Origin of the sequence: Glutamicibacter sp. HZAU (genome assembly GCF_004100365.1) — a bacterium.
GTDB classification, from domain to species: Bacteria; Actinomycetota; Actinomycetes; order Actinomycetales; family Micrococcaceae; genus Glutamicibacter; species Glutamicibacter nicotianae.
This window is the reverse complement of sequence record NZ_SCKZ01000003.1, coordinates 385,299-400,109: the sequence shown is the minus strand read 5'-3', so window position 1 is coordinate 400,109 and position 14,811 is coordinate 385,299. Positions and strand designations below refer to the sequence as shown.

Here is a 14,811-nt window from a genome sequence, read left to right as displayed (position 1 = left end):
CTCTCCTTTAGACGTGGATTCCGCATTCGGTCTTGCTCAAGCCGGCCCAGCGGCCGGCCCGGGGGTCTTCGCCCTCGGCAACCGGGCGGGTGCACGGCTGGCAACCGATGGATGGGTAGCCGTTGGACAGCAGCAGGTTCACCGGCACCTGGTGCTCGGTGGCGTAGCCGATCAGCTGGTCGAAATTCCAGGGGGCGACCGGATTGAACTTGACCAGTCCGTGCTTCTCATCGAAAACGACCAGCGGGGTGCTGCTGCGGGTCGGCGCCTCGTCGCGGCGCACCCCGGTGAACCATGCGCTGTATCCGGACAGCGAACGAGCCAGCGGGTCCATCTTGCGCAGCTGGCAGCAGGCGGCCGGATCCCGGGAAAACAGGTCCTTGCCGAACTTCTCATCCTGTTCGGCAACGCTCAGCTCAGGCAGCACATCCACGACGTTCACGTCCAGGGTGCAGGCGACCTCGTCGCGCGTGACATGGGTTTCGGCAAAGTGGTATCCGGTCTCCAGGAACAGCACATCGACCTTCGGCAGCTGCGCGGCGACCAGGTGCGGCAGCACTGCGTCGGCCATCGAGCAGGCCACCGCCACCTCATCGGCGCCCAGGTGCTCGGCGGCGAAGGCGACGACCTGCTCGGCCGTGGCCTCCCAGCCCAGCTCATCGGCGCCGAGCTTGGCGATCCGCCGCAGTTCGGCTTCGCTGCGGGTTCGCACGGGGTTCTGCTCGCTCATTTCAGTTCGTCCTCTTCAGCTCGGTGGGCCCAGGCCGCGAAGGATTCGCCGTCGTCCGCGGAGGCCGAATAGTTCTTCACAACCCGCTCAACGTAGTCGGGCAATTCATCGGCAGCCACCTTCAAGCCGCGCACGGTACGGCCCATGGTCGCTTCGCCGTTTTCCCGGCCGGCCAGGGTGCCGCCCAGGTGAACCTGGAAACCTGGCACCTGCTCGCCGGCCTCATTGGTGATCAGTTGCCCCTTGAACCCGAGGTCTGCGGTCTGGATGCGGGCGCAGGAATTCGGGCAGCCGTTGACGTGCAGCGCCAACGCCCGGGGCAGCTTCCCCTGGTGATCGGCCAGGCGTTCCTCGATCTTCGCTACCGCGTCGATCATGGTGTCCTTGGTATCCACGATGGCCAGCTTGCAGAATTCGATGCCGGTGCAGGCAATAGCCGACCGCTTGAGCAGTCCAGGATATGCTTCCAGCCCGAGGGCGCGCGCTGCGCCGACAAATTCCTTGACCTGCTCCTCGGCGATATCCAGCGCAAGGATCTTCTGGTGCGGCGTGGTCCGCAGCCTGGTGGAGCCGTGCGCCTCGACCAGGTCGGCGAGTGCCACGAGCGTGCTGCCCGAGACGCGTCCTGCCGGGGCGGTCAGGCCGATGTAGAAGCGGCCGTCTTTCTGCTCGTGCACGCCGCTGTGGTCACCTGCCGAGGTGGGCTGGGCCGGCAGTTCGCAATCAGGCAGCGCGTAGCCCAGGTACTCGTCCTGCAGCACCTGGCGGAACTTCTCGGTGCCCCAGTCGGCCAGCAGGAACTTCAGGCGGGCGCGGTTGCGCAGCCGGCGGTACCCGTAATCGCGGAAGATCGAGGTGACGCCCTCCCATACGTCGGCGGCCTGTTCCTCGGAGACGAAGGCGCCAAGGCGCTCGCCGAGCCGCGGGTTGGCCGACAGTCCCCCGCCGACCCACAGGTCGTAGCCTGGGCCGAGTTCCGGGTGGATGGCCGCGATCAGGGCGAAGTCGTTGATTTCGTGGACCACGTCCTGGCTGGGGTGGCCGGTGATCGCGGTCTTGTACTTGCGCGGAAGATTGGAGAACTCCGGATTGCCAATGTAGCGGCGGGAAATCTCGGCAATCACCGGGGTGGGATCGATGATCTCGTCCTTGGCGATCCCAGCTACCGGGGAACCGAGGATGACGCGCGGGACATCGCCGCAGGCTTCGGTGGTGTGCAGCCCCACGTTTTCGAGGCGGCGCCAGATTTCTGGAACATCGACGACGTCCACCCAGTGCAGCTGCACGTTCTGGCGGTCGGTGAGGTCTGCCGTGTCGCGGGCGAAGTCCTTGGAGATCTGGCCGATGACGCGCAGCTGCTCGGTGGTCAGCGCCCCGCCGTCGATGCGCACGCGAAGCATGAAGTAGCGGTCCTCGAGCTCTTCAGGGCTCAGCGTGGCGGTCTTGCCGCCGGGAATGCCCTGGGCACGCTGGGTGTACAGGCCCCACCAGCGAAAACGCCCGTGCAGGTCATCCGGGTCGATGGAGTCGAAGCCCTGCACGGAGTAGATCTCTTCGATCCGCTGGCGCACGTTCAGGCCGTTGTCGGCGGCCTTCATTTCCTCGTTGGCGTTCAGCGGCGTAGTGCCATCGACCTTCCATTGGCCGTTGGGCTTGGCCGCTCTTTTGGGGCGAACTGGTGTGGTTGTCTGCGTCATGCCCATCAGCCTAGAAACTGCCCCCAGGGGGTCAGCAACCTGCTGATGTCACATGGCTACGCGTTGACTAACGGGTTAGGAGTTCGTCATCTGGAGACATGAAAAGCCCTTCTTGAAGGGCTTTTTGCAGTCGCACAAGGAAACATTGAGTGATCATGACGTCAGGCAGCAGTGGGCTTGTCACCACGTCGGCGCCTGTGCTAGCCAGCTTCTGCTGGAAGTATCCGTCGGCGAGCAACGCGCTGAGCACCAGCACCGGACGACCGGCCGCGCCGCCCACGAGCTCAGCGATCCGCGGTTGCGCGCCCGCGCAGTATCCCACCAGCACTTCGCGTTCCAGCAGGCCCGCGACCTGCTCGGCCAGGTTCTCGACCTGGTTTTGGCCGACTTCCAATCGTGTGCCCGCGGCGGCCACGATGACCAGCGTGTCTTTCTCCAGGTGCCCGGCGGCACGTTGCGCCAGAACTTGGGCCAGTTCTGGCAGCGGGCCCAACGGCGGTGCGGCTAAGGTGCCGGGGCGTGAAGCGACAGCCTGCGCAATATCGTCGGTCGTATGCACCCCGTCTGAGACCAGCAATGGCAGGACCACTGCCGGCTCGCCTTCGGGCAGTGCCGCGATGACCGATTCGAGCCGGGGTTCCTGGACATCGACATAGGCTTCGTGCCAGAGAAGCTGCCCCGGGAATTGCTGTGCGCTCATGCGTTCAAGATCGCCGCGCAGGTCGTGGATCAGCTGCTGCCCGTGGGGGTTGTCCGTGCCATGGGATGTGGCCACGATATGGATCGTCTGCTGGGTCTTTTGGCTCATGATTTGGTCCTCATGGATGAAGTTGGGCGCCTATTTGGCGTTGCGGATGAGCTTGTGGTTTGCGGCTTGCGCCTGCGGGCGGATGACAATCTCATCGAGATTCACATGTGCCGGGGCGCTCGCCGCATAGCGGATCACCTCGGCAACGTCTTCGGCGGTCAGCGGATGATCCACGCCAGCATAGACGTTATCGGCAGCGCTCTGGCTGCCCAACCGGCGCAGGGAGAACTCTTCTGTCTGCACGAGGCCAGGCAGGATCTCGATAACGCGCAACCCGTTCTCGACTTCTTCCAGGCGCAGAGCCTGGGTCATGGCCCGTTCTGCAGCTTTCGCCGCGTTGTAGCCGCTGCCGCCTTCGTAGCTGGCCAGTGCCGCCGTGGACGTGACGTTCAGGACGGTGCCGCGCGCCTCGCGCAGCTGCGGCAGCAGGGCACGGGTCAGGCGCATGGTTCCCATGACATTGGCCTGCCACATGAATTCCCAGTTCTCGTCAATCGCATCCGCCCAGGTCTCCGTTCCCCGGGCACCGCCAGCGCAGTTGACCAGCGTGTCGACGCCGCCCTGGGCGAGCACGGTTTCCGCCAACGAGTCGACATCAGCCTGCACGCTGACATCTGCTGGAACGGCGATCGCGCCGCATTCGGCAGCGAGGCTTTCCAAGCGTTCTGCACGGCGGGCCACCGCGAAGACGGTCCACCCTTGAGCGCGCAGAGCGCGTACGGTTGCCTGCCCGATTCCGCTGGAAGCTCCGGTCACGACGGCCGAACGGGATGAAGTGCTATTAGTAGTAGTCATGCAACAACTGTAGAACTAGATGATTACCAGTTGGTAAGGCATGAATTTCTCTTACGTTTCATCTGGCATGGGTTTTGCCGCGCTCAGTGGAAGGAATCCAGCGCGGCACCGCCCGCTGGTACTGCCAATACGCCTGTCCGTATTTCTGCGCCAGTGCATCTTCTTCAGCGGGTATCTGGAACTGGTCGAGCCAGCAGGCGAGCGCGACGCTGGGAACAAGCCCCAGTAGCGAGCCCCGCCACATGGCATAACTGGTGGATACGGCAACCATTCCCAGGTACATCGGATTGCGGGTGCGGGCAAAGAGTCCCGTCGTGACCAAAGCGGTGCTGTTCTCCGGACGCCGCGGGTTCGCGGTGGTCTTGGCGGCATGGAAAGAGAGTCCTGCGCCTAGGGCAAGGCCAGCACCGCCAATGGCCAAGAGCCCGGCCATGAGTTTTAACCCGGTTGATGAACGCACCTCGGGAACCAGCAGCCGTTGTGCAGCCATCGCGGCTGCTGCAATGGCCGGTGGCGGCATTCGAGGTGCTCTTCGTCGCTCCATGCACAAGATGGTACTCGCCACGGGCGCCGCGTGGTGCAAGCCATGGGCAACAATGTCTTGGCACCGGGCAAAACATGAAAGAATAGAGGCATGGCAGAAGAAAACTTGGGCACAGACACGCCCGCAACGGTTTCCGTTCCTGACAAGCCAGCATTGGAAGGCTTGGAGGAACGTCTTTCGTCCCGGTGGCGCACCGAGGGCACCTATCACTTCAATGAGGATACGACTCGCGAAGCCGTGTACTCCATCGACACTCCCCCGCCAACTGCTTCGGGTTCGCTGCACGTAGGACACATGTTCTCCTACACGCAGACCGACGTACTGGCCCGCTACCAGCGCATGAACGGCAAGAACGTTTTCTACCCACTGGGTTGGGATGATAACGGGCTGCCGACCGAGCGCCGCGTGCAGAACTACTTCGGTGTCCGTTGCGACCCGACCAAGCCTTACATCGAGGGCTACCGTCCACCAGAAAAGCCGGCGAAGAACCAGCGCGACTGGGACGTCATCAGCCGCAAGAACTTCATCGAGATCTGCGAAGAGCTCGCGGTCGAGGACGAGAAGGTCTTCGAGCAGCTGTTCACCACCCTGGGCCTTTCGGTTGACTGGCGCATGACCTACCGCACCATCGACGACAACTCGCGTGCGGCCTCGCAGCGTGCGTTCCTGGAGAATCTGGCCAAGGGCGACGCCTACATGGCCGAGGCCCCAACCCTGTGGGACGTGACCTTCCGTACCGCCGTGGCCCAGGCCGAACTCGAAGACCGTGAAATGCCGGGCGCCTACTACCGCTACGCATTCTCTGCGGACAACGGCGAGCAGGTCTTCATCGAGACGACCCGCCCGGAACTGCTGGCAGCATGCGCCGCCCTGGTGGCGCACCCGGATGACGAACGCTACCAGCACCTGTTCGGCAAGACCGTGACCTCGCCGCTCTTCGGCGTTCCAGTCACCGTGCACCCGCACCCGTTGGCCCAGGCCGACAAGGGTTCGGGCATTGCCATGGTCTGCACCTTCGGCGACCTGACCGACGTGACCTGGTGGCGCGAACTGCAGCTGCCAACCCGTCCGATCATCGGACGCGACGGCCGCATCCTGGCCGAGACCCCGGAGTGGATCACCACCGAGGCCGGCAAGGAAGCCTACGCCCAGATTTCGGCAAAGACCGTGTTCTCCGCCAAGGAAACCGTCGTTGAGATGCTTTCCGAAGCCGGCCTGCTCGATGGCGAGCCGAAGAAGATCTCCCGTCCGGTGAACTTCTTCGAAAAGGGCGACAAGCCGCTGGAGATCGTGACCTCGCGCCAGTGGTACATCCGCAACGGCGGCCGCGACGAAGAGCGCCGCAACCAGATGATCGCCCGCGGCCAGGAAATTGATTTCCACCCGTCGTTCATGCGTTCGCGCTACGAGAATTGGGTGTCGGGCCTGAACGGGGACTGGCTGGTATCCCGCCAGCGGTTCTTCGGCGTACCGGTACCGGTGTGGTACCAAGTCGATGAGCACGGCGAACCGAACTACGATGCACCGCTGCTGCCGACCATCGACCAGCTTCCGGTTGATCCGGCGGCCGACGCGCCTACCGGCTACACCGAGGACCAGCGTGGGGCAGCCAATGGCTTCATTGGCGATGCCGACGTGCTGGACACCTGGGCAACCAGCTCGCTGACCCCGCAGATCGTGGGCCGTTGGGGCCGTGACGACGAGTTCTTCGCAAAGGTCTACCCGTTCGACCTGCGCCCCCAGGGCCACGACATCATCCGCACCTGGTTGTTCTCCACCGCGGTACGTGCAGATTCCCTGCATGGCAACGCTCCGTGGAAGCACGCCGCCATTTCGGGCTGGATCCTGGACCCGGACCGCAAGAAGATGTCCAAGTCAAAGGGCAACGTGGTGGTTCCGAACGAAGTCCTGGACAAGTTCGGCGCGGACGCCGTCCGCTACTGGGCCGCCAGCGCCAAGCTCGGTGCCGACACCGCCTATGAAGTGAACCAGATGAAGATCGGCCGCCGCCTGGCCATCAAGATCCTGAACGCTTCGAAATTCGTGCTGAACTTGGGTGCCACCGAAGCCAACGTGCTGACCGATGATGCTTCGGTAGTCACCAACGGGCTTGACCGCTCGCTGCTCGCCGGCCTGTCGACAGTCATCGAAGATGCCAAGCGCGCTTTCGACAACTACGACTATGCTCGAGCTCTGGATATCACCGAGTCGTTCTTCTGGTCGTTCACCGACGACTACGTGGAACTGGTCAAGGACCGCGCATACGGTGGCCATGGAGAAGCCGAGCAGGCTTCGGTTCTGGCTGCCTTGGCCACCACCTTGGATTCGGTGCTGCGTTTGTTCGCTCCGTTCCTCCCGTTCGCCACCGAAGAAGTGTGGGGCTGGTGGCGCAACAGGTCGGTGCACCTGACCCAGTGGCCAAGCACCGAGCACCTGTCGGCAGCAGTCGAGGGCGCCGACCCTTCAGTACTGCCGCTGGTTGGCGTAGCCCTTTCGGGAATCCGCAAGGCCAAGTCCGATGCAAAGGTCAAGCAGCGCACCGAGGTGCTCTCGGGCGAGATCCACGCGCCTGCAGCCCAGGTTGCCCAGCTCAAGGCAGGCTTCGAGGACTTGAAGTCCGCAGCCAATGCCCGCGAGTTGTCCTTGGTTGAAGCCGAAGGCGAACTGACTGTCGCCAACGTCGAATTGGCTCCGGCCGAAGAGGCGTAAGCGCCATTAAACAGGACCGGTTGCCATCCCCTCAACGGGATGGCAACCGGTTTTTCCGTTTCTATTCCTCTTTCTCCCCCGGATCTGGACGATCCTTCTGCAGTGGAGATTCAAGGGTTTTTTCTTTGGGACGAGCTGCGCGTCGACGTTGGTCGGTGAAGTATTTCAGCTGGTCTTCGGCGCTGTTCTCAAGACGATGCCTCTGGACCGGACGCTTGGACCGGTCAGCTGGCGAATCTCCATTGGCCATCATCTTTCCCTTCTGCTCCATGCCAACGGCTGGATCCCCATCAATGTCCAGCCGCCGGCGAGTGAGAGTTTAGTTCTGCGCGTTCTGGTAAGCCTGCTGGATCACCGAACCCCAGTATGGCCCGAACATGGTGTCGCGCACGGAGCTGTATCCGAAGCTGTTCACCGAGTTCTGGTAGCCGTCCGAACCGCTGCCCAGGAACCATGGTCCGCCCGAGGAGCCGCCGGTCATGTTGCATGGAATGCCTTGGGACTGCGACTGGCCAAAGGGATCGTCGCTCGCGTAGCCGGTGCATGACTGCAGGGTCTCGCCGTTGAATGGTGAGGCAGCTGGGTAGCCGTACGCGGTGTACTGCTCGCCTCGTGCCTGGTTGAATGCAACGCCGGATGCGCCGACGGCATCTGTCAGGGTCGAACCACCGCTCGTGCTGACGACTGCGAAGCCGGTGTCATAGGAGATGTCACCGCCGTTGGACCATTCGGTTGGCGCCACCAGCTCGGTCGCTGCGAAGGAGCCGTACGGTGCTTTGCCATTCTCATAGGCCGGGACGAATACCCAACGGGTGGCGAATGCGCCCGGCCCTTCGTTCAGGCAGTGCCCTGCAGTGGAGACGGTCGACTCATTGGCCGAGACCACAGCATTGCCGGAGCAGACATAGTCTGATCCACCAAGGGTGAAGAAGACCTTGCCGATGTGCGAGACCGGAGTTTCCTGGGTTGCGCGGGTCTTGCCACCCTTCTTCTGCGTCTGCTTGCCCGCGGCAACGTCAGCTCCATGGCCAGCCACCTTGGCAGGCTTGCCGATTTCGACCTTGGCGGCCGAGCCCGACTTTCCAGCAACGAGTGAATCTGCGTTCTTTGCGGCCTTCATCCGGTCTGCGGTCCAGTAGTCCACCGCAGCTTCAGCCTTCTGCTGAGAGATCGTGATCGACTCGATCTCTCCGCCCGTTGTCGTCGGCGCTGCCGAGGCCATTGGGGCCGCGCTAAGCATCAGTGCGCTCGCAAGGACTGCGGCGCCTGCCAGCTTGCGGCGCCCTCTGCCCTTGGATGAATCCGTAATTAGAGAACGAATCTGCACGATTTAACTCCTTGTCCAGTGGCTTCTTTGCCACTATCGATGGGGGTGCGGTTGCACTCGTGGGAAATAGTCAAACACACACTTCAAGCATTTTCTACAGGAATCTTTCCCTCCGCCGACCGTGTCGCGATTCGCCTGCGGCGCTCAATTTGTGAAGCGAAATTAGCCTGGAACAGATACTTTAATTCGTCCGCGCACGTTGCCCGCTCCCGCGCTGATAGCCCAGCCAGATCAGCCGGTTTCGGCTCGACCCCAAAATTACTTGTGAATCAAATCACTATTGGATCTCCAGAATTCATCTTTCAACGGCGGGCCAGCAACCGCGAATACATGAAACAGAAGCTTCGGTAACAGGTACTTTTCGGCAGTACGTTAACTGGGCAGAAGGAAAAAATATGAGTTAATTAGATGTCGAAAACGGACTTATTCACGCGTCTGAGCACAACACGGAACCAACGCCTGGATCACCAGTGACCTTCCTGCGACACCGCGTTCTGCGTTCGCAGGTCCCTGCAGGGGCATCTCGGGCTCACCACCAAGACGATGGGCGCGTGGCCTAAGTCATCGGCCGTCCGTTCTTTTCGGCGAAATCGACCCAAGGATTCCGTCGAACCTCGCGCGCCGATTACCTGAAGCATCCGTTAGCGAGCGCCGGCCAATGAGAATGGCTGCCGGGAATCATTTTCGCCGGCAATGTGTGAACCAGTTTCCGCACTCCAAGAAGATCCGGTGAAATGATCGACGCAACCCCTCAGGACAGTGTGGCCAATTCTCCGCCGCACAAGGAGCACATCGGATGGAGAACTGCATCAATCGAAGCGCGGAAGGCCGGTAGATCCACGCTGACGCTGCCGCTGAGTTCCCTGCTAAGCACAAAGGACGTTGTCTCTCCATGAGACAACGTCCTTTGGACAATGAATTTTCGCTTAGTCGAAAATTGGGCTTTCGGTGCGGGTACGCTTCATTTCGAAGAAGTATGGGAACGATGCGAGTTGCGCCGCGGCATCAAACATCGTGCCTGCATCTTCTCCGGTTGGAATGCGGGTGATTACCGGCCCGAAGAAGGCAACGCCGTCAACGGCGAGGATTGGTGTTCCGACATCCTGACCTACCTTGCCAATTCCAACCTCGTGGCTGGCACGCAAGGCCTCGTCATTAGCGTCAGTATCCGCCGCCTCAGCGAGTTCTGCTGGGAGTCCGACCTTCGCCAGGGCCTTGGAAATCACTTCCCCACGGTCTTCGATCTTTTCGTAATGGAACAACTCGCCCATTGCCGTGTACAGGCTGTCTTTAACGTCATCGCCGTGCTCCTGGGCGGCACGGGTGATCACACGTACCGGTCCCCAGGAATCGTCCATCTTGGCGCGGTAGTCAGCGGGAAGATCCCGTCCTTCGTTAAGCATCGAAAGACTCATGACATGCCAGGTCACATCGATGCTGCGGACCTTTTCTACTTCCTTGATCCAGCGGCTCGTCGCCCATGCGAATGGGCAGATTGGATCGAACCAGAAATCAACTTGCTGACGTTCAGCCATGAACTACCAACTTTCTTCCGAAAAGAATTTTATGGACGTGGTCTATGCAGACTTCTTGTCGCGCTTGGCGACCATCGCGTGCGAGAGCAGCGTGGGCTCTTCGCGGTCGATTACGGTGGCGCGAGTGATTACCACTTCAGCTACATCGTCGCGGCTTGGCAAATCGAACATCACTCCGCCAAGAGTTTCTTCAAGAATTGAACGCAGGCCACGTGCGCCCGTCTCACGTGCAATAGCCAGTTCCGCGATGGCGTCGAGAGCGGATTGGTCGAAACTCAATGCTACGCCGTCCATCTGGAACATCTTCTGGTACTGCTTGAGCAGTGCATTCTTCGGCTCGGTCAGCACTCGAACCAACGCATCCTTGTCCAGGTGCTCCACCGTAGTGATCACCGGGAGGCGTCCAATGAATTCTGGAATCAGTCCGAACTTGAGCAGGTCCTCCGGCCGAACATCCGAATAGGAAGCAGTTTCGGACTTCAGCGCGGTCAGCGGGGCCCCAAAGCCAATGCCCTTCTGTCCTGCGCGAGAAGAAATGATCTCTTCCAAGCCTGCAAAGGCGCCGGCAACAATGAAAAGAATGTTGGTGGTGTCGAGCTGAATGAAATCCTGATGCGGGTGCTTGCGGCCTCCCTGAGGTGGCACGGCTGCAACTGTACCTTCGAGAATCTTCAGCAGTGCCTGCTGGACACCTTCACCGGAGACGTCTCGCGTGATCGAGGGGTTCTCGCTCTTGCGGGAAATCTTGTCGATCTCGTCGATGTAGATGATGCCGGTTTCAGCCTTCTTGACGTCATAGTCGGCGGCCTGGAGGAGCTTGAGGAGAATGTTCTCCACGTCTTCTCCCACGTACCCTGCTTCGGTAAGGCTTGTCGCGTCGGCGACTGCGAATGGAACATTCAGCTTCTTCGCCAACGACTGAGCCAGATAGGTTTTGCCGCATCCAGTAGGACCGATAAGCATGATGTTGGACTTCGAGACTTCCACATCATCCAGTGGGTCTTCGTTAGTCAGCGCAGCAACGGGACCGTGGTCCTGGTTGCCGTGGATGCGCTTGTAATGGTTGTAGACAGCAACCGAGAGTGCCCGCTTGGCGTTCTCTTGGCCGATGACGTATTCCTGCAGCGAATCAAAGATCTCGCGTGGCTTGGCCAAGGAGAACTCTTCATGCACCTGCTCTTCGGCAAACTCTTCGGCGATGATTTCGTTGCAGAGTTCGATGCATTCAGTACAAATGTAGACACCATGGCCTGCAATTAGCTTCTTAACCTGCTTCTGGCTCTTCCCGCAGAAGGAGCATTTCAACAGATCCGAGCCTTCACCCATGCGTCCCATCGCACCATTCTCCCGTTTACTTGAGTAGCTGTGGACTTACTCAATTCTAGGCTAGTTGTCCCCCAAATTAGATGAATATGGCGGTTTACCTGTGTTGCGCCTTCTGCCTTTGGACAGACCGGCAACTAGGTAAACCGCCATTCATCCTGGATTATTCCAAGTATGCGCTAGCTTCCCAGCTGGGCGCGGTTAAGCTTGCGAGGAGTCAATACCTCGTCAACGATGCCGTAGGCCTTTGCTTCGCTCGCCGTCATGAACAGGTCGCGCTCCACATCATCGCGGACCTTCTCAACTTTCTGGCCGGAGTGGGACGCAATGGTCTCTTCCAGCCAGCTGCGCATGCGCATGACTTCCTCGGCCTGGATCTGCAGGTCGGTCGCGGTACCGCGTTCGCCGCCACCCATTGCTGGCTGGTGGATCAGCACGCGGGCGTTGGGCAGCGCCAAACGCTTGCCCGGGGTGCCAGCTGCGAGCAGTACTGCTGCTGCCGAGGCCGCCTGGCCGAGGCAGACGGTCTGGACCTCTGGGCGGATGAACTGAATCGTGTCGTAGATTGCAGTCATCGCGGTGAAGGAACCACCTGGCGAGTTGATGTAAAGGGTGACGTCGCGCTCTGGGTCCATGGATTCCAGGACCAGCAGCTGGGCCATGACGTCGTCAGCCGAAGCGTCATCGACCTGGGCACCGAGGAAAATGATGCGATCCTCGAACAGCTTTGCGTAAGGGTCCTGGCGCTTGAAACCGTATGGGGTGCGCTCTTCGAACTGTGGCAGGATGTAGCGGGCCGACGGCATCTGGCCGCTAACGGCTTCCGGATTGAAGTTCATAGTTTTCTCCTTGGACAAATCTTTGGGTATCAAGCGGTGCGGTACGACTACTTGTCGTCGTCGCCTACAACACCGGTGACCGAGCCAGCGTGGGTTGCGATCTGATCGAAGAAGCCGTACTTCAAGCCTTCTTCTGCGGTGAACCACTTATCACGCTGGTTGTCGATGAGGATCTGCTCCACGGTCTGACCGGTCTGTTCTGCAGTCAGCTCGCTCATGACCTTCTTCATGTGCATGATCAGTTCCGCCTGGATCTTGATGTCCGAGGCGGTACCACCGATGCCGCCCGATGGCTGGTGCATCAGAATGCGTGCGTTCGGGGTAGCGAAACGCTTGCCTGGGGTGCCCGAGGACAGCAGGAACTGTCCCATCGATGCTGCCAAGCCGGTAGCTACGGTCACCACGTCGTTCGGGATGAAGTTCATGGTGTCGTAGATGGCCATGCCAGCGGTGATCGAGCCGCCTGGCGAGTTGATGTAAAGGTAGATGTCCTTCTCAGGATCCTCTGCCGAGAGCAGCAGCAACTGCGAGCAAATGGCATTCGCATTGTCGTCGCGGACGTCGGAGCCCAGCCAGATGATGCGCTCCTTGAGCAGGCGGTTGTAGATGTAGTCATCACGGCCGGCCGGCTCTGCGGCTGCCATAGTGGGAGTGCGCGAATCATTTGACATGTTCTCTACCTCTTCCAAACGTGTAGATCAGTTTCTGGAATCTCTGTTTCTAATCCCATAGCTGCAACTGGTTACTTTGAGATTACTTACTTCAAGGCGATCTTGGGCTGTTTCATGCCCCTGTTTCGCTCACGGCGCATGATGCACGCCTGAAGCGAACAAAAATGGCCATCGGCAGCTTGCGTTGAACAAGCGGCCGACGGCCATCAGAGTTTAGTGAAGACTACTTTGCTTCTTCGGTTTCAACCTCAGCAGCCTCTTCTTCACTGGCTGGCTTGACGAAGGAGGTCAGGTCAACTTCGGCACCGTTGGAATCGGTGACCTTGGCGAACTCGAGAACCTTTGCCAGTGCCTTGCGGCGGCGAACTTCGCCCATGAGCATTGGAACCTGGCCTGCGCCGTCCAGCATCTGTGCGAACTGGTTCGGCTCCATGCCGTACTGGCCTGCGGTCTGGACGATGTAGTCGATCAGCTCGGACTGCTCGACGCCAACTTCCTCAGCGTCTGCAACAGCGTCCAGGATGATTTCGTTCTTGAAGGCACGCTCAGTGTTCTCGCGAACCTCTGCACGGTGCTCCTCGGTGTCGTGGCCCTCTTCGGAGTTCGGAGCATTGAAGTGCTGCTCGATCTGCTCGTCGATAACCGAAGCAGGAACAGGGACCTCAACCAGCTCAACCAGCTTGTCCAGAACCAGCTCGCGAGCCTCTACGCCCTGCTCGACAACCTTGCCCTCTGCGGCATCCTTAGCCAGGTTCTCGCGCAGTTCGGCGATGGTGTCGAATTCCGAAGCCAGCTGAGCGAAGTCGTCGTTAGCTTCTGGCAGTTCACGCTGCTTCACAGCGTTGACTACGACCTTGACGGTTGCGGACTTGCCAGCGTGCTCGCCGCCAGCCAGGGTGGTTTCGAAGGTTGCGTCTTCGCCAGCGGACAGGCCGGTAACGGCTTCGTCCATGCCCTCAAGCATGTTGCCGGAACCGATCTGGTAGGACAGGCCCTGTGCGGAGTCGACTTCTTCGCCTTCAACGGAAGCGGTCAGGTCGATGGTTACGAAGGAGTCTGCAGCTGCTGGAGCTTCAACTTCCTTCAGGGTGCCGAAACGGCCGCGCAGGTCGTCGAGAGCCTTCTCGATGTCCTCGTCCGCAACTTCCTTGGCTTCAACAGAAACCTCGATGCCCTTGTAGTCCGGAAGTTCAACCTTCGGACGTACGTCTACCTCAAGGGTGAAGACCAGCTGGCCTTCGCCTTCCTTTTCGAGGGATGGCAGTTCGGTGATGTCTACCTCTGGGCGGGACAATGGGGTGAGTTCGTTCTCAACCATTGCCTTCTGGTAGTACTCGTTCAGACCTTCGTTAACAGCGGTCTCGATGACGTGGCCACGGCCGACGCGCTGGTCGATCAGCTTTGCAGGAACTTTACCCTTGCGGAAGCCCGGGATCTGGATCTGCTGAGCGATGGTCTTGTACGCCTCATCGACGCGGGGCTTCAGTTCCTCGTAAGGAACTTCAACGGTCAGCTTAACCCGGGTCGGGTTGACGTTTTCGACGGCGCTCTTCACAGCGTTGTACTCCTGAGTTGTCTAATATTAGGTCTAATCTGCAAAAACCCCGCAACATGGTGGCGTTGCGGGGTTGTTCGACAGAGTCGGGGTGACAGGATTCGAACCTGCGACCTCACGCTCCCAAAGCGCGCGCTCTAGCCAAGCTGAGCTACACCCCGATTAGCAGTGAACAGTCTAACCCGAGTCATCCTGTATCCACTAATCGATTGTGATGCTTACTAGTTACCTTTTACAGTTCCTAGTGATCACAAGATCTAAATTATATTTAGCTCTCA

At 60.1% G+C, this 14,811-nt stretch carries 13 protein-coding genes and 1 tRNA gene; 1 reads left to right on the top strand and 13 read right to left on the bottom strand.

What is annotated here, in order from left to right; genetic code table 11:
- Positions 1-7: 7 nt before the first annotated feature.
- The 5 genes from EKH49_RS06575 to EKH49_RS06555 form a co-directional block, all read right to left on the bottom strand.
- A complete protein-coding gene (locus EKH49_RS06575; RefSeq protein WP_128470186.1) occupies positions 8-730 on the bottom strand; it encodes a phosphoadenylyl-sulfate reductase in 723 nt (240 codons plus the stop codon).
- Positions 727-2,427, bottom strand: coding sequence for a nitrite/sulfite reductase (locus EKH49_RS06570; RefSeq protein ID WP_128470185.1), 1,701 nt, complete (start codon positions 2,425-2,427; stop codon positions 727-729). The genes EKH49_RS06575 and EKH49_RS06570 overlap by 4 nt, the downstream gene beginning before the upstream one ends.
- Positions 2,428-2,494: 67 nt before the next feature.
- Positions 2,495-3,235, bottom strand: a complete 741-nt coding sequence (locus tag EKH49_RS06565; RefSeq protein WP_128470184.1) for a sirohydrochlorin chelatase — start codon at positions 3,233-3,235, stop codon at positions 2,495-2,497.
- A gap of 30 nt (positions 3,236-3,265) precedes the next feature.
- Positions 3,266-4,030: an SDR family oxidoreductase gene (locus EKH49_RS06560; RefSeq protein WP_128470183.1), complete on the bottom strand. Its 765-nt coding sequence runs from the start codon at positions 4,028-4,030 to the stop codon at positions 3,266-3,268.
- 58 nt (positions 4,031-4,088) lie between these two features.
- Positions 4,089-4,574, bottom strand: coding sequence for a methyltransferase family protein (locus tag EKH49_RS06555; RefSeq protein WP_128470182.1), 486 nt, complete (start codon positions 4,572-4,574; stop codon positions 4,089-4,091).
- A gap of 90 nt (positions 4,575-4,664) precedes the next feature.
- Between EKH49_RS06555 and valS the strand changes: the two genes are divergently transcribed.
- Positions 4,665-7,283: a valine--tRNA ligase gene (gene valS / locus EKH49_RS06550; RefSeq protein ID WP_128470181.1), complete on the top strand. Its 2,619-nt coding sequence runs from the start codon at positions 4,665-4,667 to the stop codon at positions 7,281-7,283.
- A gap of 61 nt (positions 7,284-7,344) precedes the next feature.
- Here the strand turns inward: valS and EKH49_RS06545 are convergent, their stop codons facing one another.
- The 8 genes from EKH49_RS06545 to EKH49_RS06510 all read right to left on the bottom strand — a co-directional run bounded on the left by EKH49_RS06545 (position 7,345) and on the right by EKH49_RS06510 (position 14,694).
- A complete protein-coding gene (locus tag EKH49_RS06545; RefSeq protein WP_128470180.1) occupies positions 7,345-7,554 on the bottom strand; it encodes a hypothetical protein in 210 nt (69 codons plus the stop codon).
- Between the two features lie 48 nt (positions 7,555-7,602).
- Complete coding sequence (locus tag EKH49_RS06540) at positions 7,603-8,610, bottom strand: trypsin-like serine peptidase (RefSeq protein WP_128470179.1); 1,008 nt, start codon at positions 8,608-8,610, stop codon at positions 7,603-7,605.
- A gap of 926 nt (positions 8,611-9,536) precedes the next feature.
- Positions 9,537-10,145: a mycothiol-dependent nitroreductase Rv2466c family protein gene (locus EKH49_RS06535; RefSeq protein ID WP_128470178.1), complete on the bottom strand. Its 609-nt coding sequence runs from the start codon at positions 10,143-10,145 to the stop codon at positions 9,537-9,539.
- Between the two features lie 42 nt (positions 10,146-10,187).
- Entirely contained in the window at positions 10,188-11,480 is a 1,293-nt protein-coding gene (clpX, locus tag EKH49_RS06530; protein ID WP_073706121.1) for an ATP-dependent Clp protease ATP-binding subunit ClpX, read from the bottom strand.
- 167 nt (positions 11,481-11,647) lie between these two features.
- Positions 11,648-12,307 carry an ATP-dependent Clp protease proteolytic subunit gene (locus EKH49_RS06525; protein WP_038990812.1) on the bottom strand — a complete coding sequence of 220 codons (660 nt, stop codon included), beginning with the start codon at positions 12,305-12,307 and terminating at the stop codon, positions 11,648-11,650.
- Between the two features lie 47 nt (positions 12,308-12,354).
- The gene (locus EKH49_RS06520) at positions 12,355-12,978 is read right to left on the bottom strand and encodes an ATP-dependent Clp protease proteolytic subunit (RefSeq protein ID WP_255209556.1); all 624 of its coding nucleotides are present in this window, start codon (positions 12,976-12,978) and stop codon (positions 12,355-12,357) included.
- Positions 12,979-13,201: 223 nt separating this feature from the next.
- Positions 13,202-14,533 (bottom strand): trigger factor, encoded by a 1,332-nt coding sequence (tig, locus tag EKH49_RS06515; protein ID WP_128470177.1) that lies wholly within the window; start codon positions 14,531-14,533, stop codon positions 13,202-13,204.
- Positions 14,534-14,619: 86 nt separating this feature from the next.
- Positions 14,620-14,694 (bottom strand) — tRNA-Pro (locus EKH49_RS06510).
- Positions 14,695-14,811: the final 117 nt, after the last annotated feature.

What these genes read in the sequence shown, in the direction of transcription:
- clpX (WP_073706121.1), bottom strand. Translation starts at nt 11,480, where the DNA reads ATGGGACGCATGGGTGAAGGCTCGGATCTGTTGAAATGCTCCTTCTGC.
- EKH49_RS06570 (WP_128470185.1), bottom strand. Translation starts at nt 2,427, where the DNA reads ATGACGCAGACAACCACACCAGTTCGCCCCAAAAGAGCGGCCAAGCCC.
- EKH49_RS06525 (WP_038990812.1), bottom strand. Translation starts at nt 12,307, where the DNA reads ATGAACTTCAATCCGGAAGCCGTTAGCGGCCAGATGCCGTCGGCCCGC.
- EKH49_RS06555 (WP_128470182.1), bottom strand. Translation starts at nt 4,574, where the DNA reads ATGGAGCGACGAAGAGCACCTCGAATGCCGCCACCGGCCATTGCAGCA.
- EKH49_RS06535 (WP_128470178.1), bottom strand. Translation starts at nt 10,145, where the DNA reads ATGGCTGAACGTCAGCAAGTTGATTTCTGGTTCGATCCAATCTGCCCA.
- EKH49_RS06545 (WP_128470180.1), bottom strand. Translation starts at nt 7,554, where the DNA reads ATGGAGCAGAAGGGAAAGATGATGGCCAATGGAGATTCGCCAGCTGAC.
- valS (WP_128470181.1), top strand. Translation starts at nt 4,665, where the DNA reads ATGGCAGAAGAAAACTTGGGCACAGACACGCCCGCAACGGTTTCCGTT.
- EKH49_RS06560 (WP_128470183.1), bottom strand. Translation starts at nt 4,030, where the DNA reads ATGACTACTACTAATAGCACTTCATCCCGTTCGGCCGTCGTGACCGGA.
- EKH49_RS06520 (WP_255209556.1), bottom strand. Translation starts at nt 12,978, where the DNA reads ATGTCAAATGATTCGCGCACTCCCACTATGGCAGCCGCAGAGCCGGCC.
- EKH49_RS06575 (WP_128470186.1), bottom strand. Translation starts at nt 730, where the DNA reads ATGAGCGAGCAGAACCCCGTGCGAACCCGCAGCGAAGCCGAACTGCGG.
- EKH49_RS06565 (WP_128470184.1), bottom strand. Translation starts at nt 3,235, where the DNA reads ATGAGCCAAAAGACCCAGCAGACGATCCATATCGTGGCCACATCCCAT.